We start from the raw sequence: 25,484 nt of genomic DNA, 5'->3' as shown, positions 1-25,484 counted from the left end.
AGGCGATGGCCACCAAGAAGGACCTCGTCGAGGCCCAGTCATTCAGCAAGCGTCGCCTGACGACCGCGTTCGTCAGCGGCGCTCCGGGAGGTCGTGAGGTCGAGCCGCACCGGCCGATGAAGGCCGTCATCGGCGGGCTCGCCCTCACCATCGTGCTCGTCATCGGCAGTCTCGCCTTCGGGTGGCTCAAGGGCTCCCTGCCGGACAACTGGGGCGACAACAAGCTCGTCATCGCCAAGACGAGCGGTGCCCGCTACGTCTCCATCAAGAAGACGCTGCACCCGGTCCTCAACACCACGAGCGCCCGCCTCCTCATCCCGGCCAACAGCTTCGAAGTCATCACCGTGGCCGACGACAAGCTCGCCACCCAGAAGCGCGGCAGCACGATCGGCATTCTCGGAGCACCCGACTCCCTCACTCCGCCCAAGTCCCTGACCAACAGCGGGTGGGTCTCGTGCCTCGGCACCGAGGGTGGTGTGTCGACCGCAGTGGGTGCATCAGCCAAGAGCACGCCGACCGCACCGGGCGCGTCCGTGGTGATGACCGGCAGCCAGGCGTTCGTCATCGCTGGCGGGATGCGCTATCCGGTGTCGGCGGCCCAGCTCTCCGCCGTCACGCTGGCGCTCAGCCTTGACGGCCGCCCGCCACGGCAGGCGCCGGCCGTGTGGACCAACCTGTTCGCCCTCGGGCCGGCACTCGCACCTCTGAGCATTCCCGGTTTCGGCAAGGCCGCGCCGGGACTGCCGCCAGGGGCCACCGTTGGCTCAGTCCTTGCGGTCGGCAACAGCGGCCAGGCAGCGCGCCGCTATCTCGTCAACACGGCTGGTGAGCTCGAACCGCTGCCGGACCTCGCCCACGCCCTCTACCGGATCGGCTCAGGCAGCAATACCGAGGACCTCCCGGTGACACCTGCCCAAGTGACCCAGCTCAAGGTGCAACCGCAGCGCGTCGCCCCGGGGGCATGGCCGACCTCCCTGCCGACCCTCGTCGACGACACCCCTTGTGCGAGCCTCACTGCGGCCAGCGGCACGCGGCCCACGGTGAACCTGTCCACGTCCGAGACGGTGAGACCGGAGCCGGGCGTCAGCAAGGTGGCGGTCGATCTGGGCACCGGATCCTTGGTCCGCGCCGTCGGCGCCGGCTCTCTGAACGCAGGTCCGTTGATGGCAATCGACCAGACCGGCACCGCCTACGCGATCGACGGTTCGACACCTGATCTGCTGCAACGACTCGGCTATCAGTCCTCGGACGTCGCCCCGGTGCCCCAGTCGTGGGCCGAGCTGTTCCGCACCGGCCCGGTCCTCAGCGTCAAGGGCGCCCAGACCACCGTGACCGCCGCGTCGTGACTCGTCGTCGGATCGGGATCGCCGCCACGCTCGGCGCGCTCGGGCTGGTGGCGAGCGGTCTCGTTGCCCCCGCAGGCACACCGGCGGCTCACGCCGAGGCGCGAGCGTGCACCGAGGGCCAGACGCGCTTCGTCCCGGATGCCCCACCAGCCCTGGCCCGACTCGGCGCGACCCAGTCCTGGCCGCTCGCGACGGGCAAGGGTGTCGTCGTCGCCATCGTGGACTCCGGCGTCTCGGCCAACAACATTCACTTCCCCAGGGGCTCGGTGCTCCCGGGCAAGAGCTTCGTCGGGGGTGCCGCGACCACCGACGAGAACGGCCACGGCACCGCCCTCGCCGGCATCATCGCCGCACGCGACATCGGTGAGAAGTCGGGCGTGATCGGAGTCGCCAAGGACTCCCAGATCCTGCCCGTCAAGATCACCGGCGGCGAGGGCGGGGACGAGGAGCAACAGCGGTCGGCCAACCTGGCCAAGGGCATTGCGTATGCCGTCTCTGCCGGAGCCGACGTCATCAACCTTTCGCTGTCCACGACATCAAACCGTCCCGACGTCCGCGCAGCCATCGCCTCCGCCGTCAGGGCCGGCATCGTCGTCGTGGCCTCCGGTGGCAATCGCGAGCAGGCAGCTGAGACCAAGGACGGCCTGCGCTTCCCGGCCGGCTACTCCGGCGTGATCGGCGTCGCGGCCTCGGGTCCCAACGATGTCGTCTCCGAAAACTCCATCCGCGGACCTCAGGTCGACCTCGCGGCACCGGGCGACAACGTCATCACGACCTTCCGATCCTGGGGCGACTGCGTCTTCTCGGAGGCGCAGCAGTCGAGCAGCTATGCCACGGCCTATGTCAGCGGCGCGGCGGCCCTCCTGCGCCAGGCCTTCCCCAAGGCCACATCGGCCGACATCACCTACCGCCTCGAGGCCACCGCATCGCGGGGCTCGCGCACGGTGCGGGACAACGTGTCCGGATGGGGTGTCGTCCAGCCCTACGAGGCGATGACAGCCGTTCTCGACAACAGTGTTGCGGGTCCTGTGGCACCCGGAGCTGCGCCGCGGGTCACGTCGCCACCCAAGGTCTCGACCATCGACCTCACCCCCGCCCGCGACCCCCGTGCGCCCGACCGAGCGGCCGTCCAGTGGCTCCTCCTCGGTGTCGCCGCCACGGTCCTGGGTCTCGCCATGGCCCGGATGCTGCGCAAGCCGACCGAAAGCTGAGCCCCCGGACGTCCGCGATCGGAAGGTGAGACGGTCGCGGCGGCGAGCGGGCGGCATACGCCGCAAAGGAACCCGGTTGGGAGCACTGGTGAGGTTCTGGGAGAATCACGCCCATGCCTGCTGACCTCACGCCATCTCGCGCTGCCACCATCCCGGAGCGCCCCTCGCTGGACGGCCTCGAGGACAAGTGGGGGCAGGTATGGGCGGACCAGCAGACCTATGCGTTCGACCGCGAGGCAGCGCTGGAGGGTGGCCGGTCGCAGGTCTTCTCGATCGACACGCCCCCGCCGACCGCGTCGGGCAGCCTGCACATGGGTCATATCTTTTCCTACACGCACACCGACTGCATGGCGCGCTACAAGCGGATGGTCGGATTCAACGTGTTCTATCCGATCGGTTGGGACGACAACGGCCTGCCGACCGAGAAGCGGGTGCAGAACTACTACGGGGTGCGCGGCGACGCCTCGCTCCCCCACGACCCGTCGTTCGAGCCGCCCCACCGCGGCGACGCCAAGAGCCTGCGCGCCGGCGATGCGATGCCGATCTCGCGCCAGAACTTCATCGAGTTGTGCGACGAGTTGACCGTCGAGGACGAGAAGGCGTTCGAGTCGCTGTTCCGTCGCCTCGGGCAGTCCTTCGACTGGGACATCTCCTATCGCACGATCGACGACCACTCCCGCGCGACGGCGCAGCAGGCGTTCCTGCGCAACCTCGCTCGCGACGAGGCCTACCAGGCTGAGGCTCCTGGGCTGTGGGACGTGACCTTCCAGACTGCTGTGGCACAGGCCGAGCTCGAGGCGCGTGACTACCCCGGCGCCTATCACCGTGTCGCGTTCCAGTCGACAACAGAGGGCGGACGGTCGGTTGTCGTTGAGACGACGCGTCCCGAACTCATCCCCTCGGTCGTCGCGCTCATCGCGCACCCGGACGACGAGAGGTATGCCGGCCTCTTCGGTTCCACGGTCACCTCGCCGCTGTTCGGTGTCGAGGTGCCCGTGGTCGCTCACCCCATGGCCGAGATGGGCAAGGGTGCGGGCATCGCGATGTGCTGCACCTTCGGCGACCTCACCGACGTCATCTGGTGGCGCGAGCTGCAGCTGCCGACGCGTTCGGTCATCACCCGTCAGGGCCGCATCCAGGCGGAGACGCCTGAGTGGCTTGCGAGCGGGCCCGGCGCCGACCTGTTTGGCGAGCTTGCCGGCAAGACCGTCCACTCGGCACGCGAAACCGTCGTGGCGGCTCTGCGCGAGTCCGGCGACCTCGACGGCGAGCCCAAGGCGACGCAGCGCAAGGCCAACTTCTATGAGCGCGGTGAGAAGCCGCTCGAGATCGTCACCTCGCGGCAGTGGTACATCCGCAACGGTGGTCGCGACGCCGAACTCAACGCCGCCCTGGTCGGCCGCGGTGACGAGATCGCCTTCCACCCTGACTTCATGCGCGCTCGCTACAAGAACTGGGTCAGTGGCCTCAACGGTGACTGGCTCGTGTCGCGTCAGCGCTTCTTCGGTGTGCCGATTCCGGTCTGGTATCCGCTCGACGCCGATGGTGAGCCGCTGTGGGACCAGGTGATCGTGCCGTCCGAGGCGTCGCTGCCCGTGGACCCTGCGGCCCAGGCCCCCGAAGGTTTCGACGAGTCCCAGCGCGACCAACCGGGTGGATTCATCGGCGACGCCGACGTGCTCGACACCTGGGCGACGTCGTCCCTCTCGCCGCAGATCGCCGCGGGATGGCGCCGAGTGGATGAGTCCGGTTCTGTCACAACGGATCCGGTGTTCGACAAGGTCTTCCCGATGGACGTGCGCCCGCAGGCTCACGACATCATCCGCACCTGGCTCTTCGCGACCGCCGTGCGCTCACACTTCGAGCACGGCACCGTGCCGTGGACCAACGCCGCCATCAGCGGCTGGATCCTCGACCCCGACCGCAAGAAGATGAGCAAGTCCAAGGGCAACGTCGTCACGCCCGAGGACGTGCTGCGTGAGCACAGCGCCGACGCCGTTCGTTATTGGGCGGCCTCCGGGCGCCTCGGTGCGGACGCGGCCTATGACGTCGGCCAGATGAAGGTCGGCCGCCGCCTCGCGATCAAGGTGCTCAACGCGTCGAAGTTCGCGCTCTCGTTCGGGGAGGTCGACGGCGAGCTGGCCTCGCACGTGACCAACCCGCTCGACCGCGCCCTGCTCGCCGGTCTGCGGGAGGTCGTCGAGAAGGCGACCGCCGGCTTCGAGTCGTGGGACTACACCCGTTCGCTCGAGGTGACGGAGACCTTCTTCTGGACCTTCTGCGACGACTACCTCGAGCTCGTCAAGGACCGCGCCTACGGTGCTCAGGGTGACGCCGAGGCAGCATCGGCCCGGGCCACGTTGCGGATCGCGCTCGACGTCCTCCTGCGCCTGCTCGCGCCCTTCCTCCCCTACGTCACCGAAGAGGTGTGGTCGTGGTGGCACGACGGCTCGGTTCACGTCACGACGTGGCCGACGCCCGACGAGGTCGCTGTCGCTGGCGAGGCCGTCGACCCGGCGATGCTCGGTGCGGTCGGTGCCGCGCTGGCGACGGTGCGCAAGAGCAAGTCGGAAGCCAAGCTGTCGATGCGCGCCGAGGTCGCTCGGATGACCCTGGCCGGACCCGAGGCGCTCCTCTACTTCGTTCGTGCGGGCGAGCAGGACCTGCGTTCGGCCGGCAAGATCACCGGCACGCTCGACCTCGTTGCGGCTGACACCTGGGGCGCGAGCGACGTCGAGCTCATCCCCGTGGAGAAGCCCAAGCCGCAGTCGTGAGCGCCGCAGCACCAGTTCCGGCCACGGTGCCCGCCACCTCACCCGGCACGCGACTCACGCCAGGAGCGGGAGGTGCGCTCACGGCATACGCCGTCGTCGTTGTGGTGCACCTCGGTGCCCACCTGGCCCGTGCCGAGCCGCTCGCGAACGCGACCCAGTGGGTCGCGGTGCCGTGGCTGCTGTTGGCTCTCGCCGCCCAGACCGGATTGCGGTCGCGGCTGGCTCGCTTCACGGCGGCGGGCCTCGTGTTCTCGTGGGTCGGAGACACGCTGCCGGACGTCGTGCCCGGATCGGTCTCATTTATCGCTCTCATGGGGTCGTTCCTCGTGGCGCACGCCCTGTTCATCGCCGGGTTCTGGCCGTGGCGTCGGGAGTCCCTGCTGGGAAGCCGTTGGGCGTGGGGCTATGCAGCGGTGGCGGTCGTGATGGTGCTCGTGTGCGCACCACGCGCCGGGACGCTGACCGTCGGGATCGCTGCGTATGCCGCGGCACTGGCACTGATGGCGTTGCTGTCAGCCGGTGTTCACCGTCTTGCCGGCATCGGCGGGGCACTGTTCCTCGTCTCTGACGCGCTCATCGCCGTGGGCGAGTTCGTGCCGTCGGTGGACGTACCCCTGCCCGGCTTCTGGATCATGGTGACCTACCTCAGCGCGATCCTGCTCATCACCCTCGGCGTGCTCCGCCAGCTCGGGTCACGCACCTGACGTCGCACGCACCCGGCCCCGGGACGGTGCGGCCGAGAAGATCCGCACCCGTCGGTGACCGGTCGGTTGGACGATGAACCACGGGACCTGCCAGCCGCTCAGGGCAATCCGCCGCTGGACGACGGTGTCGCGACGCAGATGGTCGACACGACCGGTGCCGGGGTCATAGACGTCGAGCACCCGGTCACCGTCACCCGCCAGGACGAGAACGACGTGACGCGGCAGATACGAATTGCCGACATAGAGCAGGCCGGGCTCTCCCTCCGCGACGACGTCAACGAGGTGCTCGAAGGCATCCCGCAGGCTCTCGTCGGCCAGCTGACGGACAGTGTCGACGTCATAGCGGGTGCCCGCGGTGGCCGCACCGTATTCAAGCTCTCGCTTCGCGCCCCAGGGCGGTGTGCCCAGTGCTCGTGGCCAAGGCGTGTTGAGTCGATGGTGTGCACCGAAGATGCCGTTGGTCCGCTGCATGACCACGCGTTCGTAGGCCGCGAACCGCGCCGCTTCCGTGTCTCCCTCCGGCGAGCCGGGCAGGTGAGGGGTGCCGGTGCGTACCCAGCTGGCAAAGACCGGGTCCACGAGCATCCGTGCCACGGTCAGGCAGGCGGAGCCACACGTCGCCGGAGACTGTTGCACCGGACCCGTGTCACCAGCGCGAAGTCGGTATGCCGTGGCCACATGGCCATCCTTGCCCGTGCCGTCCCTCGACCGCCACCCCTTGCGGCAACCGAATGGCGACCGCGAAAGAGGGTTGGCGCACGCACCATCCGGCGTAACCTCGTGAGCATGGGTCGAGGCGATGGCGCCTGGGCGGTGGGAACCGCGATCACGCTGTTCTTCGCTGCGTTGGTCTCCGGCGCGGGCCCGACCCAGCTCTCACCCTCTTCGTCCGTGGTAGACCCGGGGGAGGCAGGTCCGCCCGTCGACTTCGAGGTGGGCGAGGACCCGGGGCTGTTGCAGGGACTGTACCTGGAGAGGTTCGGGGACAGCCACGTGGTCCAGTCCCTCATCACCTGGACGGGTCGGCTGCTGCTGGTTCTCGCCGGGGCCGTGGTGCTCCTCGTGATTGTCTGGCTCGTCCGGAACCTCATCGACCGACTGCGCGGCAGCGATGTCGCCGCGAAGGACGACGTTCGCGGCGAGGTCCTGCCCGATGTCCTCCGAGCCGGCCTTACCAGAAGCGAGGCCCAACTCGAGCGCGGCGCCTCCGGCGAGGCGGTGATCAATGCGTGGCTGGCCCTGGAGCACACGGCACAGCTGGTGGGCGTCGGCGACGACACGTCGCGCACGCCGGCCGAACTCGTGAAGGCCGTGCTTGAGCGGCATGACGTCGATTTGGAGTCCCTCGCGCGGCTCGCCGACGTCTATCGCGAGGCCCGCTTCTCCGCGCACCCCATCGGCGAGCCACAGCGCGAAACGGCGCGATCGGCGCTGCGACAGATCCGTCACGACCTCGAGCGTCCACTGCTGACGGCTCCCGAGCGCACGTTGGGCAAGACCCCATGAGGTCTCGCGCGGCAGAACTCCTGCGGAGTCGCCCCGTGACGCTCACGGTGGCCGCTGCGAGTCTGCTGGGCGCACTCGTGGTTGTCGCACCCGTGCTGGGCAGACCGTCCCTGCTCCTCGCCTCCACTGCCATGCTTCTCGCCCTGGTCGCCATCAGCGTCTGGCTCGTGCGCGAGAACGCCGGCGTCGACTGGACGACGAGCGCCGGCAGCGAAGTGCGACCGCGCGGGAACGACCATCGGGTGACCTGGATCGCGCGAACCATCGACGCCGCGATCACCGGCGATGTGGATGCCCAGCGAGAGCTCCGGGACAGCGTGCTGTCCGTCGCCGACGCGCAGCTCGTGCGAGGAGGACACGCTCCGCTCGCCGACCCAGGCGGAGTGCACGAGGGTGACACCGACCACCTCGAGGAGGTGGCCGCGGCGCTGGGACCCGATCTCACGGCATACCTGACGTCTCCGACCCCGCGGCCCGTGAGCGCCGCCCAGCTCACATCGTTCATCAGCACGCTCGAGGAGGAATGAGTGACTGACACCCCCACGCTGCCCGAGGTCACCGATCGCGCGGCGCACATTCTTGCCGCGGTCGAGCGCGCCGTCGTGGGCAATCGAGCCAGCCTCGAACTCGTCCTCGCAGGTGTCCTGGCCGGCGGACACATCCTCTTGGAGGACTTCCCCGGTCTCGGCAAGACCCTCGCCGCTCGGTCGTTCGCGCAGGCCCTCGGGCTCGACTTCGCGCGCGCTCAGTTCACCCCCGACCTGCTACCGAGTGATCTCACCGGTGCCTTCATCTATGACCAGCGCACCCAGGAGTTCGCGTTCCGGCGCGGGCCGCTCTTCACCGAATTGCTCCTTGCCGACGAGATCAACCGCACGCCTCCCAAGACTCAGTCGGCGCTCCTCGAGGCCATGCAGGAGGGGCAGATCACCGTGGAGGGCGAGACGTTTGCGCTGGCGCGCCCCTTCCACGTGCTCGCCACCGCGAACCCCGTGGAGTACGAAGGCACCTATCCGCTGCCAGAAGCCCAGCTCGACCGGTTCCTGTTGCGTATCTCCTTCGGTTATCCCACCTCGGGCGAGGAGTGGGAGGTTCTGCGGCGCCGGGTCGAGCGGCAGCAGGAGGCGCAGACCGTGCCGGCCGTGACCGACGCCGCCGGGCTCGTCGCGATGCAACACGCCGTGGAGACCGTCACCGTGGACGAGGGCATCGGACGCTATTGCGTACGCCTTGCCGCGGCGACGCGCTCGCATGCCAGCCTCGTCCTCGGCGCTTCGCCACGTGGCTCCCTCGCGCTCATGCTGACCAGCCGGGCGTATGCCGTGATCCTCGGCCGTGACTACGTCACCCCCGAGGACGTGAAGGCGGTCGCGCACTCCGCGCTCGACCACCGGGTGACCGTGCGCCCCGAGCTCTGGATCAACGACGTCAGCGCCGAAAGCGTCGTTTCCTCGATCCTCTCGAGCGTCCCCACTCCCTCACCGATCTCTTCCTCGTGAGACAGCCGGACCCCGTCCGAGAGGGCGGGAGCGAGCGCTCGATCCCGACGGTGGGACCCGAGGGGAGCCAGCTCGCGGCGAGATGGCGGGCGACTCCAGCCCTCGCGCGCTCGGTCGTCCTCGGCCTGTCGCTCGTCGCGCTCGGCGTCGCCCTGCGTCGCCCCGACGCCGTCGCTCTCGGCAGTCCGCTCGTGATCGTCGCAGCGTGGTCGCTGGTGCGACGCCCGACGATGCCACCCATCGCCCACTGCTGGCTGCGGCACACGGTGCTGCGCGAGGGACAGACGACGGCGTGGACGATGACAGTGGAGCCCGGTCCCGGTGTCGAGGACGTCGGGATGGCGGTCACCGAGACGGCGTTCACCCGCTACACCCCCAGGAGCCTGTCGGTCGCGGTTGGCGACTTGGGTGAGATGGGCGGCTCGCGCGACTCGAGCGACCCGAGCGACCCCAGCGACCCCAGCGACCCCAGCGTCCTAGGAGACCCCGCCGGGCGGTCCGCACGGCAGCTCGACGTGCTGTGCCAGAGCACCCGCTGGGGCTTGCGTTCCTTCGGCCCCGTCACCGTGGCGGTGGGCAGTGCCTTCGGTGCGTTCAGCTGGGAGCCCAGGGCCGTCCAGGCTCCTGTTGTGCCGACCGTCCCACTGCCAGAGGCCTTCTCGGCTCGGTCAGCAGTGCCGGACCCCGACGGACTTGTGGGCCGCAGTCGCTCTCGGCGTCAGGGCGACGGAGCAGAGATCGCTGACGTCAGGGCCTTCCGATTCGGCGACAAACTGCGCCGTATCCACTGGCCCCTGTCTGTCCGCACTGGCGAGCTGCACGTCACGACGACCCATGCAGACGAGGACAGCGAGATCCTCCTCCTCGTCGACGCCATGCAGGACCTCGGGCGCAGCTCGGGCATTCACGGTGACGCCAGCAGCCTCGACAATGGTGTGCGTGCGGCAGCGGCGGTGGCCGAGCACTACCTGCGTGCTGGCGACCGCGTCGGACTCCAGGTTCTCGGGGCAACCCGAAGCCCACGACTCTCACCCGGACTCGGCATCAACCAGTTGCGACGACTCCTCGACGTGCTGGCGCGAGTACGCGTCGCGGACGGTGGGGTCATCGATGCCAAGCGCCTGCAGGGCCAACTGCGCCACCCCGTCTCGGTCGGCACGCTCGTCGTCTTCCTCACCCCGGCCGTGTCGGTCGAGGTCCTCGCACATGCCTCCGCCCTCGCGCGTCGTGGCACCTCCACGGTGGTCGTCGACACACTGCCCCAGTCCATGGCCGACGCCCTGCTCAGTGATGACGAACTCGCCGGACTCGTCCCCGAGCTGGAGGTGTCGACCAGCGCGCGGCTGGCCTGGCGCCTCCGACTCATGGAGCGTTCCCGAGAGATGGCCCGCACCCGGCTCAGCGGCGTCCCCATCGTCACGTGGGCGGGTCCGGGGACCCTTGACCTCGTCCTGCGCGACATCGGCCGCCAGCGACGCTCTCCGCGGCTGGTGACGCGATGACGCTCTCCCCGTCACACAAGGCTCTGCGAGTCCTCATCGCGACGTTGTCGGTCGGCCTGGCCCTCCTCGCCGCGTTCGCCACCCCCGCGGGCACACTCGTCGGAGCCGGCATCCTCATCTTCCTCACGCCGTTCGTGGCGTTGGACCCGGCGTCCCGCCTCACGGCGTTGCTCCTCGCCCTGCACGGAGCGAACTGGCTGTCGAGCACGGAGGTTCCCGCCGATGTGCGCGACTGGGCGCTGACCGGGATCACCACCGTGGCGCTGCTGACGATCCATCTCGCCGCCGCACTGGCGGCCGCACTACCACCGGCCGCTCCGCTCCCCCGCGCGACCCTGCTGCGCTGGACTCGCCGCGGACTCACCGTGATCGGCTTGGCCCTTCCGGTGTGGGTGCTTCTCGTGGCCCAGTCGACTGACGCACCTTCCGGGGTCCCCGTGATCACGTATGCCGCGCTCGCCTCGGTGGCGACTCTCGCCCTCGCCTTCGTGCTGGCGCGCGCGCAGGACCGGCCCCGGATCGTCACCGCTCCCGGCGCAGAACGTCGGTGACACGCAGGCGCCGGGTGAGCGGGCGGCATACGCCAAAGTTTGCGTCAGTCGACGATCGCGCCGAAGGCGTCGCGTCGCCCGAGCGTGAGAGGCATGCCGTCCAGCACGGTGAGGAGTGACCGTTCCTCGTAGCGGAAATGGCTCTCCATGATGGCTCCGATCCCGTCGAGGTGGCCGTGGAGTGTCTCGCGGTCGGCGCCGGACGTGAGTGCCTTCTGGAGCCCTCCGATGAGGTGGGCCATCATGCTGTGGTCCTGGCTGAGTTTGGCCAGGACAGGAGCCAGCTCGGGACTACTGGCAGCGATCTGCGGGAACAGTCCTTTGTCCTCGCTGCGGTGATGGCCGTCCAGGGCCGCGCAGAAACCGTGGCAGTAGATGAGCAGGTCTGCGGCAATCTCGCCCGAGTCGGAACCTGCATCAGACTCTGGGTCCGATGCAGAGTCGATGGACTCACGGGCCAGGTCCAGCGCGCGACGGAGGCGGCCGTGGACGGCACGCAACTCAACCGACCAGGCCAGGGTTCGGTCCCGGTCGGCGTCGCTCGAGGGGGCGCTCAGGCCGTGCGCTTCCGACGCTTGGGGCCGGCATCGCGGCGCACGATCGTTGGCAGGACGTTCTTGCGGACGACCTCGTCGGTGACGACCACCTTGGTGATTTCGTCATCGCTGGGCACGTCGAACATCACGGGGAGAAGGACCTCCTCCATGATCGCGCGCAGGCCACGGGCGCCGGTGCCGCGCGCCTGGGCCTGCTCGGCGATGGCGACAACGGCCTCGTCGGTGAACTCCAGCTCGACCCCGTCGATGCGGAACATCTTCTGGTACTGCTTCACGAGGGCGTTGCGCGGCTCGGTGAGGATCTCGGTGAGTGCAGGAATGTCGAGGGGCGAGACGGTCGTGATGACAGGCAGGCGACCGATGAACTCGGGGATGAGACCGAACTTCATCAGGTCCTCGGGCATGACCTCGTGGATCGACTCGGCGAGGTCCTTGGGGTTGTGCAGCTCGGAGCCGAAGCCCAGACCCTTCTTGCCGCTGCGCGACTCGATGAGCTTCTCAAGGCCGGCGAATGCGCCACCCACGATGAAGAGCACGTTGGTCGTGTCGATCTGGATGAACTCCTGGTGCGGGTGCTTGCGACCGCCCTGCGGCGGGACGCTGGCGGTCGTGCCCTCGAGAATCTTGAGCAGGGCCTGCTGCACGCCCTCACCGGAGACGTCACGGGTGATCGACGGGTTCTCGCTCTTGCGGGCGATCTTGTCGACCTCGTCGATGTAGATGATCCCGGTCTCGGCCTTCTTAACGTCGTAGTCCGCGGCCTGGATGAGCTTGAGGAGGATGTTCTCGACGTCCTCACCGACGTAGCCGGCCTCGGTCAGTGCGGTCGCGTCAGCGATGGCGAACGGGACGTTGAGCATCTTGGCCAGCGTCTGCGCGAGGTAGGTCTTGCCACAGCCCGTCGGCCCGATGAGCAGGATGTTGGACTTGGAGATCTCGACGTGGTCGGCGTCCTTCTTGCCGACACCCTCACCAGCCTGGATGCGCTTGTAGTGGTTGTAGACGGCCACTGCGAGCGATCGCTTGGCGACGTCCTGGCCGATGATGTATTGCTGCAGGAAGTCGAAGATCTCTTTGGGCTTGGGGAGCTCGTCGAGGCCGCCGAGGTCCGAGGACTCCGCCAGTTCTTCTTCGATGATCTCGTTGCAGAGCTCGATGCACTCGTCGCAGATGTAGACCGCCGGTCCGGCGATGAGCTTCTTGACCTGCTTCTGGGACTTGCCACAGAACGAGCACTTCAGCAGATCGCTGGTCTCTCCGACTCGTGCCACTTGGCTAGGTCCCTTCATCCAGACGGTGGTGTGCCGCTCCGTTGCATCGGCGTGCCTACAAGCCGACGGCCCTTGGGCGACGCAACCGACGCTACCTCGCAGCAACGCCGACACCACCCATTGAACGCCCCCGACACGGCGCGAGTCGCCCTTGTCCGCTCAGGGCAGAACCCTCCCTGCGGTCCTCGCGCCACCGTGCCGGGCACGGGACCTGCAGGCCCCGACCGCGCACGCCGTTCTCGCTGGCGCACGGCATTGGAACAACGTGCCGCGGCGGGAACGACATGCGCGGACCGGGTCAGCCTGCGGCGTTGCCCGACCGCAGATCGAACCATCGCGGACGGGCCACCGGCGTGACCCCGGCCTGCGCAATAATCCGCGCCAGAACGTGGGGCTGCAATGCCTCGCGATAGATCCAGCGGCCCACCGCAGCCCTGCGCCGTAGCCGGTCCTCACGCTTCTTCTCTCGCCAGACGATCTCCGTGGCTTCCTCCGCGCTGGCACCGTCGGGGACGCGGTACTTCATCTTCCCGTCGAACTCCCCCACGACGCCTTCCCACCAGAAGTCCACGACCCCAACCAGGCCGTCGTCGTCATGCACTTCGTGCTGTAGCTGCGGCCTTGGCAGGTTGAGCCGGAACATCTGGACCCGAGAGAGGCTCTCCCCCGGCGACATGCTGAGGGGGTCGGCAAGGTCGCGCACCAGGGCCGCCCGAACGCGACCTGCGGCCCTGGGCGGAATCGAGCGCACCTCGTCCTCAAGCTCCCCCGGAGTGCACAGTCCATGTCTGAGGGCATGGTCGGCCGCGGCCACGGCAGTGAACACGGAGCCTGTCCGGGCCAGATCAACCACCGTGCGAGCCACTGGAGTCACCAGCAGTCCCTGTTCTTGGACTGGGTCGACCTCGGCACCGAGATATGGGCGCAGCAGGATCGAACCGCGCACCCGACGCTCGGTCACGTGGTGCCTGACGAATCCTGGCCAGTTCTCGATCCGCGGCAGGCCCCAGACTGCTGCAGCGGCCTCGACCGCGCACACCATGGGTTCATCGAGCCTGCGCAGCAGTGCCGTGGCATGGACGAAAGCAGCGTGCCACTGGGTGGGGTCCAGGGTCGCCCAGACCGCACCATCGATCCAGACGCCGCGGCGCACGTGGTGCCAGGGACCACGGGAGGGCTCGATGCCGCTGCGACGCAGGTCCGACGCCAGACGGAGGGTCCCGGGGTCAAACGGGAGGGGAGCAGCGGCACCGAGCATGCCGTCGAGCCTGACAGGATCTCGCGAACCGGCCGCGGAGATATCCACAGGCCTGGCGGCGGCTGAGGCGGCGAGATCGCCAGTTCTCGTCCAGGCATGTCGTTCTCGATGGCGCATGGCGCCAGGACGACGTGCCGCAGCGAGAACGACATGCGCGGCAGGCCCCAGATCCAGATCCGGCCCCGGACGCAGGTATGCCGCCCGCTCAGGTGAGCGGACGGCATACCTGCGCTGTGCGAGACCCGAGGATCAGTCCTCGTTGGCGGCCTTGCGCGACTCGAGCACCTCGTCGATCAGGCCATACTCCTTGGCCTGGGCGGCGGAGAGGATCTTGTCGCGCTCGATGTCCTTGCGGACGAGTGCGACGTCACGACTCGCGTGGTGGGCGATGGTGTCCTCGAGCCAGCCACGCATGCGCAGCACCTCGTTGGCCTGGATCTCAAGGTCGGAGGCCATACCGCCCGTGCCCTCGATCGCCGGCTGGTGGATGAGGACGCGTGCGTTGGGCAGGGCATAACGCTTGCCCGGGGCACCCGCGCCGAGCAGCACCGCGGCAGCCGAAGCCGCCTGACCGATGACGAACGTCTGCACGTCGGGCCGGATGTATTGCATCGTGTCGTAGATCGCGGTCATCGCCGTGAACGAGCCACCGGGGCTGTTGATGTACATGAGGATGTCGCGGTCCGGGTCCTGGGACTCGAGCACGATGAGCTGGGCGATGACGTCGTCAGCGGACGCGTCGTCGACCTGCACGCCGAGGAAGATGATGCGGTCCTCGAAGAGCTTCGTGTAGGGGTCGGTCCGCTTCATGCCGTAGGAGGTTCGCTCCTCGAACTGCGGAAGGATGTAGCGGCTCGACGGGCTCATCGAATGGGGCACGCTGAGTCGTCCTTGGGTGGGGTGGTTCGCGTTCATATCTCTTGGGTCTCCTGGTCGCCGGGTCAGTCGGTGACCGGGTTGTCGGATGAGCTGCCAGCCTGGTCCGCACGCGAGAACACGTGGTCGACGAAGCCGTACTCCTTGGCCTCCTGTGCCGTGAACCAACGGTCCCGGTCGGAGTCTTCCTCAATCTGCTCCGGCGTCTGACCGGTGTGGTCGGCGATGAGCTCGGCCATCTGCTTCTTGATGTGCAGGAGCTGCTCGGCCTGGATCTTGATGTCGGACGCGGTGCCACCGATGCCGCCCGAGGGCTGGTGCATCATGACGCGCGCGTGCGGCGTCGCGTGGCGCTTGCCGGGGGTGCCTGCCGACAGGAGGAACTGCCCCATCGAGGCAGCCATGCCCATCGCCACCGTGGCGACGTCGTTGGGGACCCACTGCATGGTGTCGAAGATCGCCATGCCTGCGGTCACCGAGCCACCGGGGCTGTTGATGTAGAGCCAGATGTCCTTGTCGGAGTCCTCCGCGGCAAGCAGGAGCATCTGCGCGCAGATCGCGTTGGCGTTGTCATCGCGCACCTCGGAGCCGAGGAAGATGATCCGCTCCTTGAGGAGGCGGTTGTAGATGCTGTCATCGAGCCCGAGCTTGTCGCCCGGTCCGGCTGCGACGATTTCGTTGCTGCTCACGCTGATCTGCTCCTGCCGTGATGTGGGGTCTTGCCTTTCGCTGACCTTAACGCGCGGCTCCACCCCCACACTCCCGGTCCCGGCCCGTGTTCGCCCTGAGCACAAAAGCGAGCGGCGTATGCCGGTCAGCCGACCTCGCGCGCAGCTGCCGGTACCGCTGTGGTCGCGTCGGGTGCCGGCTCGCGCACGTACTCGAGGATGACCTGGACCAGCAACGCCATCGTGCCCACGGCGAGCAGGCTGCGCAGGACACCGACGTGGTCGCCGAGGAAGCCGAGCGCGGGCGGTCCCGCAATGAAGGCGAGGTAGCCGATGGTGGCGACGACCGACATGCGTGCCGCTGCGCGCTTCGGGTCGTCGGCGCTGGCACTCATGCCGACGGGGAAGCCGAGCGAGACACCGACACCCCAGATCGCGGCGCCGATGAAGGCCATCCACGGCGCTCCGAAGATGACGAGCACGGATCCGATGACGGCGAGCGCGAACGTGGCCCGAAGGACGGGGACGCGGCCGTAGGTGTCGAGCCATCTGGTGCCCAGCAGCCGACCGATGGTCATGAAGGACAGGAAGGTCGCGAAGCCCAGGACGCCCGCCCAGGCCGGCAGGTCGTGGCCCTCGACGAAGGCGACCGCGAGCCAGTCGTTGGCGGTGCCCTCGGTGAAGGCGGCGACGAGGGTGACGAGACCGATGAGAAGGGTGCGGGGCTCGAGCCAGGCCGACCGCTGGCGCGTTGTCGTCGAGGCATCGGTCGCTCCGGCACCCACCGCAACCTCGGCGGGCCCTGCCGCAGCCTGCTCGGCTGCAGCCTCCGCCTCTTCGAGATCGCGCGGCAGGAAGGCGCGCATCGCCCAGAACCCGGCGCCGGTGACCAGCAGCGCGGAGACCAGGAGGTGCGGCAGGAGGGGCACCTTGGCCCACGACATGGCGGAGCCCACGAGCGCCGAGGCGACGGTCCCCCCGCTGAAAGCGGCGTGGAACTGAGGCATGACGGTCTGGCCGAGAAGTCGCTCGACGCTCGCTCCCTCAAGGTTCATGGCGACGTCCCAGACCCCGACGCCGCTGCCGATGAGGAAGAGCCCGGCCCCGACGACGAGTCGGGACTCGGCGAAGTCGACACCCGCGCCGATCGTGGCGAAGCCGACGATCCCGATGATCATGCCGACGCGGATGGTGTTGACGACGCCTATCCGCTCGGCGATGCGCCCGGTCGAGGGCATGGCCAGCAGCGAGCCGGCCGACATCGCGAAGAGCGTTGCTCCGAGCTGGCCCGCAGTGAGGTCGAGCGTCGACTTGGCATCCGCGATCCGCGAGGCCCACGACGCGAAGGCGATGCCAGCGAGCGCGAAGACGACGAAGACGGCGGTGCGGGCGCTGACGACGCGTTCACGGGGCAGGGTGGCGGAGGTGGTCACGGGCTCGGGTCTCTCTCGTGGGTTATGCCCGCACCTACTGCACCGTAAGGGGGGTGATTGTCCCACTTACGGTGCAGTAGGTGCGGAGATGGCAAGGTGGGGACATGCGATCGAATCGATTCGATAGTCTCGTCCCCATGAGCCCTTCTCGTCAAACGCGCAAGGTCACGCTGCGTGACGTCGCCGAGCGGGCTGGCGTCTCGATCAGCACGGCCTCGCTCGTCTTCAGCGGCAAGGGTCCCGTTGCTGCGGCGACCGCCGAGCGCGTGCACGCCGCCGCGGCTGAACTCGCCTACGCCGGTCCCGATCCGTTGGCGAGCTCGCTGCGCCAGGGCCGAGCGGGCACTGTCGCCGTCATCGTCGAGGACCGACTGCTCCACGCGTTCCGCGACCCGTTTGCCCTCGCCGTGCTCGACGGGCTCGCCCAGGAACTGGATGCCATGGGTACGAGCATGCTGCTCCTGGCCGACCACGGAGACAGCGCCCCCAACCCCCTCGCCGCCCACGCGATCGACGCCGCGATCTTCCCCCTCTGTGGTCGCACCGACAGCCCCCTCGTCGACCACCTCCTGGCTCGCCGCATCCCCCTGATCGGCGCCGGGGCACCTGTCCATGACCAGGTCGTTCATGTCGTCGTCGACGAACGTGGCGCCTCCGCCGCGGCAACCCGTCACCTCGTCGATCTCGGCCACACCCGGGTCGCCCACGTCCTCATGCCGATCGGACCGCGCCGGTCCACTCACCGCATCGAGGCAGCGGAACTTGAGCGGGCGGCATACCCGGATGCACGCGACCGCGCACTCGGGTTCCTCGACGTCGCCGACCCCGCGAGTCCTCTCGTCGAGGCGGCCCAGCCGGATGTCGCGGAGGGCGAGAACGCAGGGCGGCTCCTGCTCGACGTTGCGCCCACCGCCCGGCCCACCGGCATCGTCGCCCAGTCGGATCTGTTGGCAGCAGGCGTGATTCGCGCCGCTGAGAGTCTGGGCCTGCGGGTGCCGCAGGACGTCTCGGTGACCGGATTCGACGGGGTCGACCTCTCGTGGCTCGACCGTCAGCTGACGACGATCGATCAGCCCGGTGAGTCCAAGGGCCGTCTCCTCGGCGACCTCACGCGGCGTGCTCTGGCCGGTGAATCACCGCGGAGCGAGACCTTTGAGGTCTCGCTCCGCATCGGTGACACGACGTCAGGACCCGGCTGAGGTCTCCGCGAGCTTGGCGAGCGTGTTGTCCAGCTGACCCTCGGACACGAGCGGGAACTTCACCTTCTGCAGGATCTCCTTGTCGGTGACCTTCGACCAGTCATAGGTGTGGGTCACGAGCGTCTGGTCGGGCCCTTGCTGCTCCAGCCGCCAGACCCATTCCCAGCCGAAGGGCTCGGTGCCTGCAGGAGTGGACTGCCACGCCAGCAGGGAGTTCTCGTCGTAGCCGGTCACGTGGTTGTCGGTCTGGTAGTCGCCACCCATGTGATCGCCCGTCATGTTCATGGTGAACACGTCGCCAACCTTCTGGATGCGGTCGGCCTGTTCGACCGACCGGACAAAACCCGAGCCGTCGAGGTCGGGGTGTCGTTGCGGGTTGCTCAAAACGTCGAAGATGGCTTGGGCGGGCGCGTCGATCGTGCGCGAAACGGTGATCTGCGTGTCGTTGCTCATGCCCCACCCTCATCACGGATCGAGCCGAGAAGCAACCTCTGACCTGCGAGAACGACGTATGCCGTGTGCTCACCTCGCGGTGAGCACACGGCATACGTCGTGGTGGAGCGGGAAGCGTCAGGCCTTGGCGGGCTCTTCGTTCTCGGTCTCGACGGTGTCGGTGTCGACCTCGTCCGAGAGCTCCTCGAGGTCAGCCTCGTCCTCAAGCTCGGGCTCGACGACGTCGGCCTGGGGCACGAGCTCGTTGAGGTCGATCTTGTTGCCGGCGGTGTCGGTGACGACAGCCTTCTCGAGGACCGCGGCCAGCGCCTTGCGGCGGGAGACTTCCTGGACCATGGCGGGCACCTGGCCCTGCTGGTCGATGGCCTGGGCGAACTGGTTCGGGTCCATGCCGTACTGCTGCGCGCTCATGATGAGGTACTCGATGAGCTCGGGCTGCTCGACCTCGATCTCGAGCTTCTCGGCAAGGGCGTCAAGCAGGAACTGACCCTTGAGCGCCTTGCGGGTGCTCTCGTCGACCTCGGCGCGGTGGGTGTCGTCCTCGAGACGGTCCTCGCCCTCGAGGTGGCTCGTGACCTCGGCCTCGACGATGCCCTCGGGCACGGCCACCTCGGTCACCTCGAGCAGGTGCTCGAGAACCTTGTCGCGGGCCTGGACACCCTGCTCGAACTTCTTGGCCTGCTCGGCCTGCGTGACGATGTCGGCACGCAGCTCCTCGAAGGTGTCGAACTGCGAGGCGAGCTGGGCGAAGTCGTCGTCGAGCTCGGGAAGCTCGCGCGTCTTGACGGACTGGACGGTGACGGTGCACTCGGCGTCCTGGCCCTCGCTGTCGCCACCGGCGAGCGGTGCGGTGAAGGTCTTGGTGTCGCCGGAGTTGGCGCCGAGCACGGCGTCGTCGAGGCCCTCGAGCATGTTGCCCGAGCCGACCTCGTAGGTGACGCCCTCGACGCTGTCGATCTCTTCGTCGTCGATGACGGCCTTGAGGTCGATGGAGAGGACGTCGCCGGTCTCGACGGCGCGCTCGACGGCCGTGAGGGTGCCGAAGCGCTGACGGAGCGTGGTGAGGCGCTCCTCGATGTCCTCGTCGGTGGCCTTGACCTCGTCGACCTCGACCTCGATGCCGTCGAGCTCGGGCAGCTCGATCTCGGGGCGCACGTCGGTCTCGACGGTGAACTCGAGGTCCTGGCCGTCCTCGAGGGGCACGGCGGTGACGTCGACGTCGGGCGAGCCGATGGCCTTGATGCCCTCGGCGTCAACGGCCTCCGCGAAGAAGCGCGGGAGGGCCTCGTTGACGGCCTCCTGCACGACGGCGCCACGGCCGACGCGCTGGTCGATGATGCGAGCGGGAACCTTGCCCTTGCGGAAACCGGGGATCTGGATCTGGGATCCGATCGTCTGGTACGCCGCGTCGAGGTCAGGCTTCAACTCGTCGAACGTCACCTCGACGATGAGCTTCACCCGGGTCGGGCTGAGGGTCTCGACGGCACTCTTCACTTCAGGCACTCCGCACGTGTTGGGATCACTGGATGATTGCGAGGCGCACCTCGCGGGTTGAGATCAGGTTCGGACTGCCGGTGGCAAGCACTGGCCCGCGGTCAGCGGGGCGGAAGCACACGGCATACCGAAGAAGTCATACTCGCGAACATGCTAACGGCACGCGCCACGTGGGCCGAATCGTCTCGGTCGTAGTCGCCCACAGGGGCGACCGTCGGGGGTAGCGTCCCGGCAGCGGGCCGAACGGGCCGCCATCCCTGAGGAGAACCCATGTCACGACGTCTCATCCGTCCTGCGCTCGGCGTCATCGCGCTCGCAGCGTCAACGTTTGCCGTCTCTGCTCCCGCCACCGTGAGTGCGGCCTCGGCACCATCCCCCGCCGTCGCCGAGTGCGACCCGGCTGTCGGCGCCACCTCCGCCGCTCGAGTGCGCGACGACGCCAAGAGCGCCAAGGAGCCCCTGCTCTACAACAAGAGTGAGGCCAACGCCTACGGCGTCATCAAGGACAGCCCGCTCATGGCCGCAGGCTCCGTGACGATCCCGACGATCTTCCACGTCATCTCCAAGGGCACCCTCGACGCGGCCGGCAAGGCTCGCCTCGAGACGATGATCGCCGACCAGGTCGACGTCCTCAACGACTCCTTCGCAGGTGTGACGGCTCCGGACGCCGCCGACACCCCGTTCCGCTTCGACCTCACCAAGACGACGTGGACGGTCAACCCCGTCTGGAACACCGTCACGCCCGGCAAGGTCGAGCGCGACATGAAGAGGGCGCTCCATGTAGGTGACTCGAAGACGCTCAACGTCTACGTCGCCGACATCGGTGGCGGGTTGCTCGGCTGGGCCTACTTCCCCAAGGGTGTCAACAACAACGGCCGCGACTACATCGACGGCGTGGTCATGCTCGACGAGTCGATGCCCGGTGGCACCGCCGGCAAGTACTCGCTCGGTGACACCCTCACACACGAGGTCGGCCACTGGATGATGCTCGAGCACACCTTCGCCCACGGCTGCTCGGCGGCGGGTGACTTCGTCGCCGACACCCCGCGTGAGGCGGTCCCGCAGTTCAACTGCCCGATCGGCGCCGACACGTGCACCGCTCCGGGTCTCGACCCGATTCACAACTTCATGGACTACACGCAGGACTCGTGCATGAACATGTTCACGCAGGGTCAGGCGGAGCGCATGAGTGACGCCTGGCTCGCCTTCCGCGCCTGACGTCCAGCAACACGACGTCCACAGCGCAAAAAGGTATGCCGCCCACTCTGCTGAGTGGGCGGCATACCTGTGTGTGGAGCGGGCGACGGGAATCGAACCCGCGTAGTCAGTTTGGAAGACTGGGGCTCTACCATTGAGCTACGCCCGCGCACTCGTTGCGGTCGACGTGAGTCGACCGGTTCGGAGCCGAGGTTAGCCTAATGGCCGCCTGCGCAGGATCCGAAATCGGCTGACGCAGGTCAGGTGTTGATGGTCCGTCCGATACAGTGCGGACGAACGGGCTGTGGCGCAGCTTGGTAGCGCGCTTCGTTTGGGACGAAGATGTCGCAGGTTCAAATCCTGTCAGCCCGACCCTCGTGTGACTCTGCCCGGCACAGCTGCGCGTGCTGGTGTGTCCAGCCCGCGCAGTCAGTCCGGCCTTGCGTCAGTTGACCTTGCGTCAGCTGGCCTTCGTGAGCGTGAACTCGTGGATGCTGCGGCCCGCCCGCAGACCCTTGGCCTCGAACCCGTCCTGTGGGCGCCACGGCGGTCGCTCCCCCTCGACGATCTGCCACCCATCGTGGTGACTCACCTGCTGACGGACGTGGGCGGCATACACCTCGTGGTCCGTGGCGATGCGCAGCACACCGGCGGGCTCGAGCCGGTCGCCAAGCATCGTGAGCGTGTGCTGCTGCACGAAACGCCGCTTGGAGTGCTTGTTCTTGGGCCATGGATCGGGGAAGAACAGGTGCACGGCGGCGAGGGAGCCGCTGGGGATGCGGTCCGTCAGGAGCTCCATGGCATCGCCCACCTCGACCCACAGGTTCGTGAGGTCGAGCGGCTCGGCGTCGGCGAGCATCTTTGCCACTCCGGGCACGTGGACCTCAGCGGTCAGGAGGTCGTGCTCAGGGTGAGCTGCGGCATACGCGACCGCCGAGGCGCCGTAGCCGGAGCCGACCTCGAGCACGACCGGCGCCGTCCTCCCGAACCAGGTCTCGCGGTCGAGCGGCCCCTCTGTCGGGACGACGTGCGAGGGCAGGAGGCGCTCGATCCGCTCAGCAGTCAGGGGCGTGTTGCGCCACCGAAGCGTGTACGTCTGGACACCCTCACGGGGCGAGTGGTCAAGAATCGAGCGCGATGGGGACACCACCCGAGGCTAACGTGACGGTGACGCGGGTATCTCCTCTATCTCTTCGGCACACCCGGACAGCAGCGGTTCTGGTTCATGTGGGACGACCTGGTACGAGGCGCAATCGGTGCCGTCGTCCTCGTCGACACCGAACGGCTCGCTGAGGCGTTCGCGGCAGTGGACTACTTCGAGGCCAAGCAGCTGCACTTCATCGTGGCCCTCAACCAGTTCGACGGAGCCCAACGCTTCCCGGTCGAGGAGGTGCGCGAGGCTCTGGCGCTCCCCTTGCACATTCCAGTCCTGACGATCGACGCGCGTGACTGGGAGTCGGCGAAGTCGGCATTGGTCCGTGTGACGCAGTACGGGCTTGACCAGATCATGGGTGGCCGCGAGTCAACTCCGGCAACGCACCACTGAGCCGAGAGGTCGGTCAGGCGCGCACGATGACGAACACGGCGCGATCATCCGCTTCGCCCGAGCGCGCCTGCGAGACAACGGCATCTGCGACCGAGTTGCCGCAGCGGATCATGGCCTCCGAGGCGGCGCCGAGCATGCGGTCGGTGCCTTCGGTGAGGTCGTGCCCGCGCGACTCGATGATGCCGTCGGAATAGATCATCAGCGCATCACCCATCGACAGCGTGCCGTGGGTTCGGGCGAAGGAGACTCCTTGCATGACGCCGAGCACTGGACCTCGGCCGCTTTCGAGAATGTCCCACGTGCCCGTGCCTGCGGAGTAGCGAACGGGTGCCGGGTGACCCGCGTTGCCCACCGAGAACTCGCCGGTATCGAGATTGATGTCGACGTGGACGGCAGTGGCGAAGCCTTCTTCCCAGCCCTGACGCACGAGGTAGCGATTGGCTGCGTCGAGGAAGCCGGCTGGCGTCAGCGACCCGAGGAGGGCGCCGAGGGCACCTGAGAGCAGGAGCGAGCGCGTGCCCGCTTCACGACCCTTGCCGCTGACGTCGACGAGAGCCACCTCCAGGTGGCGCCCCCCGTGCGTGCGGTCGGCCACCATGAAGTCACCCGAGAACCCCTCGCCGTTGGCCGATCGGACGGCGGACTCGGCGGTCCAGCCGGCGGGCAGCCCCGGGAGTCGGGCAGATCGGGCGATGCGGTCGCGAAGCTCGACGAAGAGGTTCTCGCCATGGAAGCCCGTCGACCCGACCCGCACCCGCGATGAGGCGACGATGACCATCATCGCCATGAGCGCGAACATCGCCGAGACCATCAGCGTCTTGGCCATGGCCGTGCCCGACAGGATCGGGATCGTCGCCGTGATGCCGATACCGATGACGACATAGAGGCTGAGGAGGTGGCGGCGCGGAAGGTAGAGACCGCTGAGCAGGATCAGGGGCGCAAGCGTGGCGATCGGAACGCGTGTGGGCCAGGCCAGGACGGCCAGCACGAAGGCGAGCGCGATGAGGGCCAGGACCGCGAAGACGATGCGGTCGTGAAGGGGGGCCGCCGCCGCAACGGTGCGGACCAGGCGACGAGAGAGCGTCGTCGGCGACCTGCGCGCGAGGACGCTGACGTCCGTAGCCACCAGCACTTCTCCTGTCGTGGGCTTTTTGGCCACACTAATCCACGAGTAGGTTCGGCGAAAGGCGAGCGAGGAATCCGACGTCAGGGCAGGTCAGGCAGCGTTTTGGTGCCTTCGTAGGCACTCACCATGTCGATCCGGCGCTGGTGGCGCTCCTCGCCCGAGAAGGGCGTGGTCACGAAGGTGCGCACCATGGAGCGGGCCTCCTCGACAGTGTTCATGCGCCCACCCAGAGAGATGACTCGCGCGTCGTTGTGCTCGCGTGCCAGCTGGGCCAGCTCGTCGTTGTAGCAGAGGGCGGCGCGCACGCCAGCGACCTTGTTGGCCGCCATCTGCTCACCGTTGCCCGAGCCACCGAGCACGACCCCGAGCGAGTCATCGTCAGCAGCAACCGCCTCCGCCGCGCGCAGCACAAAGACGGGATAGTCGTCGAGGGGGTCGACCTCGAAGGGACCGTGGTTGGTCACGTCGTGCCCTTCGGCCTCCAGGAAGGCGATGAGGTCCTGCTGAAGGTCGTATGCCGCGTGGTCGCCGCCGATGTGAACGCGCATCTCTCGTCGTGCTCCTGTGTCGAACGTCAGTGGTCGAGGTTGGGGTGGGGCCGGTCCGGGTGGGCCGGTCGGGCTTGGTCCAGAGTCCCGGAAGTGGTCAGTCGAACTGGGGCCCGGCGGTGCGGCTGCGCTTGAGCTCGAAGAAGCCCGGCGTGCTCGCGACGAGCACGCAACCGTCCCAGAGCCTGCCGGCTGCCTCACCCTTGGGTGCCGGCGTGACCACGGGCCCGAAGAACGAGACGCCGTCGACGGAGATGACGGGGGTGCCGACGTCGTCACCGACGAGGTCGAGGGCCCGTTGTGTGGAGGCGCGCATCTGCGTGTCGTACTCGTCCGAGGAGGCGTACTTCGCGAGATCCGCGGGGAGCCCCGCCTCGGCCAGTCCCTTGGCGATGGCGGCGTCGAAGTCGTCCTCGCCACCGGGGTGGATCGCCGTGCCGATGGCGTCGTAGAGCGGCTTGATGACCTCGGCGCCGTGCAGCTCGGTCGCGGCTGTGACGACCCGCGCGGGACCCCAGCCACGGTCCATGAGCGCGCGGTACGACGGCGGCAGCTCACGCCCCTCGTTGAGGACTGAGAGGGACATGACCGACCAGGTCACGTCGACGGGGCGGATCTGTTGGACCTCACCCATCCATCGCGAGGTCATCCAGGCCCAGGGGCACAGGGGGTCGAACCAGAACTCGGCGGTGTGCCGCTGCTCATCGCTCATGCGCTCATCGTGCCACTCCCCCGGCCGCCCTTGGACGCCGAGTCCGCGTGCGA

24 protein-coding genes, 2 tRNA genes and 1 pseudogene are annotated in these 25,484 nt (G+C 68.1%); 13 read left to right on the top strand and 14 right to left on the bottom strand.

Annotated features, from left to right (window positions below; genetic code table 11):
• Positions 1–5 precede the first annotated feature (5 nt).
• The 4 genes from eccB to V6K52_RS07620 all read left to right on the top strand — a co-directional run bounded on the left by eccB (position 6) and on the right by V6K52_RS07620 (position 6,035).
• Positions 6–1,346: a type VII secretion protein EccB gene (gene eccB / locus V6K52_RS07635; RefSeq protein ID WP_353953275.1), complete on the top strand. Its 1,341-nt coding sequence runs from the start codon at positions 6–8 to the stop codon at positions 1,344–1,346.
• Positions 1,343–2,557: a S8 family serine peptidase gene (locus tag V6K52_RS07630; protein WP_353953274.1), complete on the top strand. Its 1,215-nt coding sequence runs from the start codon at positions 1,343–1,345 to the stop codon at positions 2,555–2,557. The genes eccB and V6K52_RS07630 overlap by 4 nt, the downstream gene beginning before the upstream one ends.
• A 113-nt stretch (positions 2,558–2,670) precedes the next feature.
• The gene (gene valS / locus V6K52_RS07625; protein WP_353953273.1) at positions 2,671–5,331 is read left to right on the top strand and encodes a valine--tRNA ligase; all 2,661 of its coding nucleotides are present in this window, start codon (positions 2,671–2,673) and stop codon (positions 5,329–5,331) included.
• A complete protein-coding gene (locus V6K52_RS07620; protein WP_353953272.1) occupies positions 5,328–6,035 on the top strand; it encodes a lysoplasmalogenase in 708 nt (235 codons plus the stop codon). The genes valS and V6K52_RS07620 overlap by 4 nt, the downstream gene beginning before the upstream one ends.
• On the opposite strand, the gene V6K52_RS07615 is transcribed toward V6K52_RS07620, so the two are convergent.
• Positions 6,024–6,713 carry a hypothetical protein gene (locus V6K52_RS07615; protein ID WP_353953271.1) on the bottom strand — a complete coding sequence of 230 codons (690 nt, stop codon included), beginning with the start codon at positions 6,711–6,713 and terminating at the stop codon, positions 6,024–6,026. The genes V6K52_RS07620 and V6K52_RS07615 overlap by 12 nt on opposite strands.
• Positions 6,714–6,821: 108 nt before the next feature.
• Between V6K52_RS07615 and V6K52_RS07610 the strand changes: the two genes are divergently transcribed.
• The 5 genes from V6K52_RS07610 to V6K52_RS07590 are packed head-to-tail and all read left to right on the top strand — an operon-like array spanning position 6,822 to position 11,093.
• Positions 6,822–7,541 carry a DUF4129 domain-containing protein gene (locus V6K52_RS07610; protein ID WP_353953270.1) on the top strand — a complete coding sequence of 240 codons (720 nt, stop codon included), beginning with the start codon at positions 6,822–6,824 and terminating at the stop codon, positions 7,539–7,541.
• Between the two features lie 35 nt (positions 7,542–7,576).
• The gene (locus tag V6K52_RS07605; RefSeq protein ID WP_353953269.1) at positions 7,577–8,068 is read left to right on the top strand and encodes a hypothetical protein; all 492 of its coding nucleotides are present in this window, start codon (positions 7,577–7,579) and stop codon (positions 8,066–8,068) included.
• Positions 8,069–9,040: a MoxR family ATPase gene (locus V6K52_RS07600; RefSeq protein ID WP_353953268.1), complete on the top strand. Its 972-nt coding sequence runs from the start codon at positions 8,069–8,071 to the stop codon at positions 9,038–9,040.
• A complete protein-coding gene (locus V6K52_RS07595) occupies positions 9,037–10,542 on the top strand; it encodes a DUF58 domain-containing protein (protein WP_353953267.1) in 1,506 nt (501 codons plus the stop codon). The genes V6K52_RS07600 and V6K52_RS07595 overlap by 4 nt, the downstream gene beginning before the upstream one ends.
• On the top strand, positions 10,539–11,093 hold the full coding sequence (locus tag V6K52_RS07590) for a hypothetical protein (RefSeq protein WP_353953266.1): 555 nt from the start codon (positions 10,539–10,541) through the stop codon (positions 11,091–11,093). The genes V6K52_RS07595 and V6K52_RS07590 overlap by 4 nt, the downstream gene beginning before the upstream one ends.
• Before the next feature lie 44 nt (positions 11,094–11,137).
• Here the strand turns inward: V6K52_RS07590 and V6K52_RS07585 are convergent, their stop codons facing one another.
• From V6K52_RS07585 to V6K52_RS07560, 6 genes are all read right to left on the bottom strand, one after another.
• Positions 11,138–11,593 (bottom strand): hemerythrin domain-containing protein, encoded by a 456-nt coding sequence (locus V6K52_RS07585; RefSeq protein WP_353953265.1) that lies wholly within the window; start codon positions 11,591–11,593, stop codon positions 11,138–11,140.
• 53 nt (positions 11,594–11,646) lie between these two features.
• On the bottom strand, positions 11,647–12,921 hold the full coding sequence (gene clpX / locus V6K52_RS07580; protein ID WP_353953264.1) for an ATP-dependent Clp protease ATP-binding subunit ClpX: 1,275 nt from the start codon (positions 12,919–12,921) through the stop codon (positions 11,647–11,649).
• Between the two features lie 298 nt (positions 12,922–13,219).
• Positions 13,220–14,179, bottom strand: a complete 960-nt coding sequence (locus V6K52_RS07575) for a hypothetical protein (protein ID WP_353953263.1) — start codon at positions 14,177–14,179, stop codon at positions 13,220–13,222.
• Positions 14,180–14,428: 249 nt separating this feature from the next.
• On the bottom strand, positions 14,429–15,094 hold the full coding sequence (locus tag V6K52_RS07570; RefSeq protein ID WP_353953262.1) for an ATP-dependent Clp protease proteolytic subunit: 666 nt from the start codon (positions 15,092–15,094) through the stop codon (positions 14,429–14,431).
• A 26-nt stretch (positions 15,095–15,120) separates the two neighbouring features.
• A complete protein-coding gene (locus V6K52_RS07565) occupies positions 15,121–15,744 on the bottom strand; it encodes an ATP-dependent Clp protease proteolytic subunit (RefSeq protein ID WP_353953261.1) in 624 nt (207 codons plus the stop codon).
• Positions 15,745–15,869: 125 nt separating this feature from the next.
• Entirely contained in the window at positions 15,870–17,156 is a 1,287-nt protein-coding gene (locus V6K52_RS07560; protein ID WP_353953260.1) for an MFS transporter, read from the bottom strand.
• A gap of 137 nt (positions 17,157–17,293) precedes the next feature.
• Here V6K52_RS07560 and V6K52_RS07555 point away from each other — a divergent pair, with 137 nt between their 5' ends.
• Positions 17,294–18,355, top strand: a complete 1,062-nt coding sequence (locus V6K52_RS07555; protein ID WP_353953259.1) for a LacI family DNA-binding transcriptional regulator — start codon at positions 17,294–17,296, stop codon at positions 18,353–18,355.
• Here V6K52_RS07555 and V6K52_RS07550 read toward each other — a convergent pair.
• Both V6K52_RS07550 and tig read right to left on the bottom strand, forming a co-directional pair.
• Complete coding sequence (locus V6K52_RS07550; RefSeq protein ID WP_353953258.1) at positions 18,341–18,808, bottom strand: SRPBCC family protein; 468 nt, start codon at positions 18,806–18,808, stop codon at positions 18,341–18,343. The two genes, V6K52_RS07555 and V6K52_RS07550, sit on opposite strands and share 15 nt — an antisense overlap.
• A gap of 117 nt (positions 18,809–18,925) precedes the next feature.
• The gene (gene tig, locus V6K52_RS07545; RefSeq protein WP_353953737.1) at positions 18,926–20,302 is read right to left on the bottom strand and encodes a trigger factor; all 1,377 of its coding nucleotides are present in this window, start codon (positions 20,300–20,302) and stop codon (positions 18,926–18,928) included.
• Positions 20,303–20,572: 270 nt separating this feature from the next.
• Here tig and V6K52_RS07540 point away from each other — a divergent pair, with 270 nt between their 5' ends.
• Positions 20,573–21,520 (top strand): zinc metalloprotease, encoded by a 948-nt coding sequence (locus tag V6K52_RS07540; RefSeq protein WP_353953257.1) that lies wholly within the window; start codon positions 20,573–20,575, stop codon positions 21,518–21,520.
• A gap of 74 nt (positions 21,521–21,594) precedes the next feature.
• Here V6K52_RS07540 and V6K52_RS07535 read toward each other — a convergent pair.
• A tRNA-Gly gene (locus V6K52_RS07535) sits at positions 21,595–21,668 on the bottom strand.
• 129 nt (positions 21,669–21,797) lie between these two features.
• Here V6K52_RS07535 and V6K52_RS07530 point away from each other — a divergent pair.
• Positions 21,798–21,871: transfer RNA gene (locus tag V6K52_RS07530), tRNA-Pro, on the top strand.
• A gap of 88 nt (positions 21,872–21,959) precedes the next feature.
• Here the strand turns inward: V6K52_RS07530 and trmB are convergent.
• Positions 21,960–22,646, bottom strand: a complete 687-nt coding sequence (gene trmB / locus V6K52_RS07525; RefSeq protein WP_353953256.1) for a tRNA (guanosine(46)-N7)-methyltransferase TrmB — start codon at positions 22,644–22,646, stop codon at positions 21,960–21,962.
• Between the two features lie 48 nt (positions 22,647–22,694).
• On the opposite strand from trmB, the pseudogene V6K52_RS07520 reads away from it, so the two are divergent.
• Positions 22,695–23,045, top strand: a pseudogene (locus V6K52_RS07520) (ATP/GTP-binding protein); the annotation flags it as partial.
• A 13-nt stretch (positions 23,046–23,058) separates the two neighbouring features.
• On the opposite strand, the gene V6K52_RS07515 reads toward V6K52_RS07520, so the two are convergent.
• From V6K52_RS07515 to V6K52_RS07505, 3 genes are all read right to left on the bottom strand, one after another.
• A complete protein-coding gene (locus V6K52_RS07515) occupies positions 23,059–24,171 on the bottom strand; it encodes a PP2C family protein-serine/threonine phosphatase (RefSeq protein WP_353953255.1) in 1,113 nt (370 codons plus the stop codon).
• Between the two features lie 80 nt (positions 24,172–24,251).
• Complete coding sequence (locus V6K52_RS07510) at positions 24,252–24,719, bottom strand: ribose-5-phosphate isomerase (RefSeq protein ID WP_353953254.1); 468 nt, start codon at positions 24,717–24,719, stop codon at positions 24,252–24,254.
• A gap of 97 nt (positions 24,720–24,816) precedes the next feature.
• Entirely contained in the window at positions 24,817–25,431 is a 615-nt protein-coding gene (locus tag V6K52_RS07505) for a disulfide bond formation protein DsbA (RefSeq protein ID WP_353953253.1), read from the bottom strand.
• Positions 25,432–25,484: the final 53 nt, after the last annotated feature.

This window comes from Knoellia sp. S7-12, assembly GCF_040518285.1.
Lineage (GTDB): Bacteria > Actinomycetota > Actinomycetes > Actinomycetales > Dermatophilaceae > Knoellia.
The sequence above is the reverse complement of the archived record's forward strand: the minus strand, read 5'-3'. Positions and strand labels throughout refer to the sequence as shown.

Coding starts and splice junctions, on each gene's coding strand:
- eccB (WP_353953275.1), top strand. CDS start 6: ATGGCCACCAAGAAGGACCTCGTCGAGGCCCAGTCATTCAGCAAGCGT.
- valS (WP_353953273.1), top strand. CDS start 2,671: ATGCCTGCTGACCTCACGCCATCTCGCGCTGCCACCATCCCGGAGCGC.
- V6K52_RS07610 (WP_353953270.1), top strand. CDS start 6,822: ATGGGTCGAGGCGATGGCGCCTGGGCGGTGGGAACCGCGATCACGCTG.
- V6K52_RS07590 (WP_353953266.1), top strand. CDS start 10,539: ATGACGCTCTCCCCGTCACACAAGGCTCTGCGAGTCCTCATCGCGACG.
- V6K52_RS07575 (WP_353953263.1), bottom strand. CDS start 14,179: ATGCTCGGTGCCGCTGCTCCCCTCCCGTTTGACCCCGGGACCCTCCGT.
- V6K52_RS07570 (WP_353953262.1), bottom strand. CDS start 15,094: ATGAACGCGAACCACCCCACCCAAGGACGACTCAGCGTGCCCCATTCG.
- V6K52_RS07555 (WP_353953259.1), top strand. CDS start 17,294: ATGAGCCCTTCTCGTCAAACGCGCAAGGTCACGCTGCGTGACGTCGCC.
- V6K52_RS07550 (WP_353953258.1), bottom strand. CDS start 18,808: ATGAGCAACGACACGCAGATCACCGTTTCGCGCACGATCGACGCGCCC.
- V6K52_RS07540 (WP_353953257.1), top strand. CDS start 20,573: ATGTCACGACGTCTCATCCGTCCTGCGCTCGGCGTCATCGCGCTCGCA.
- V6K52_RS07510 (WP_353953254.1), bottom strand. CDS start 24,719: ATGCGCGTTCACATCGGCGGCGACCACGCGGCATACGACCTTCAGCAG.
- V6K52_RS07505 (WP_353953253.1), bottom strand. CDS start 25,431: ATGAGCGATGAGCAGCGGCACACCGCCGAGTTCTGGTTCGACCCCCTG.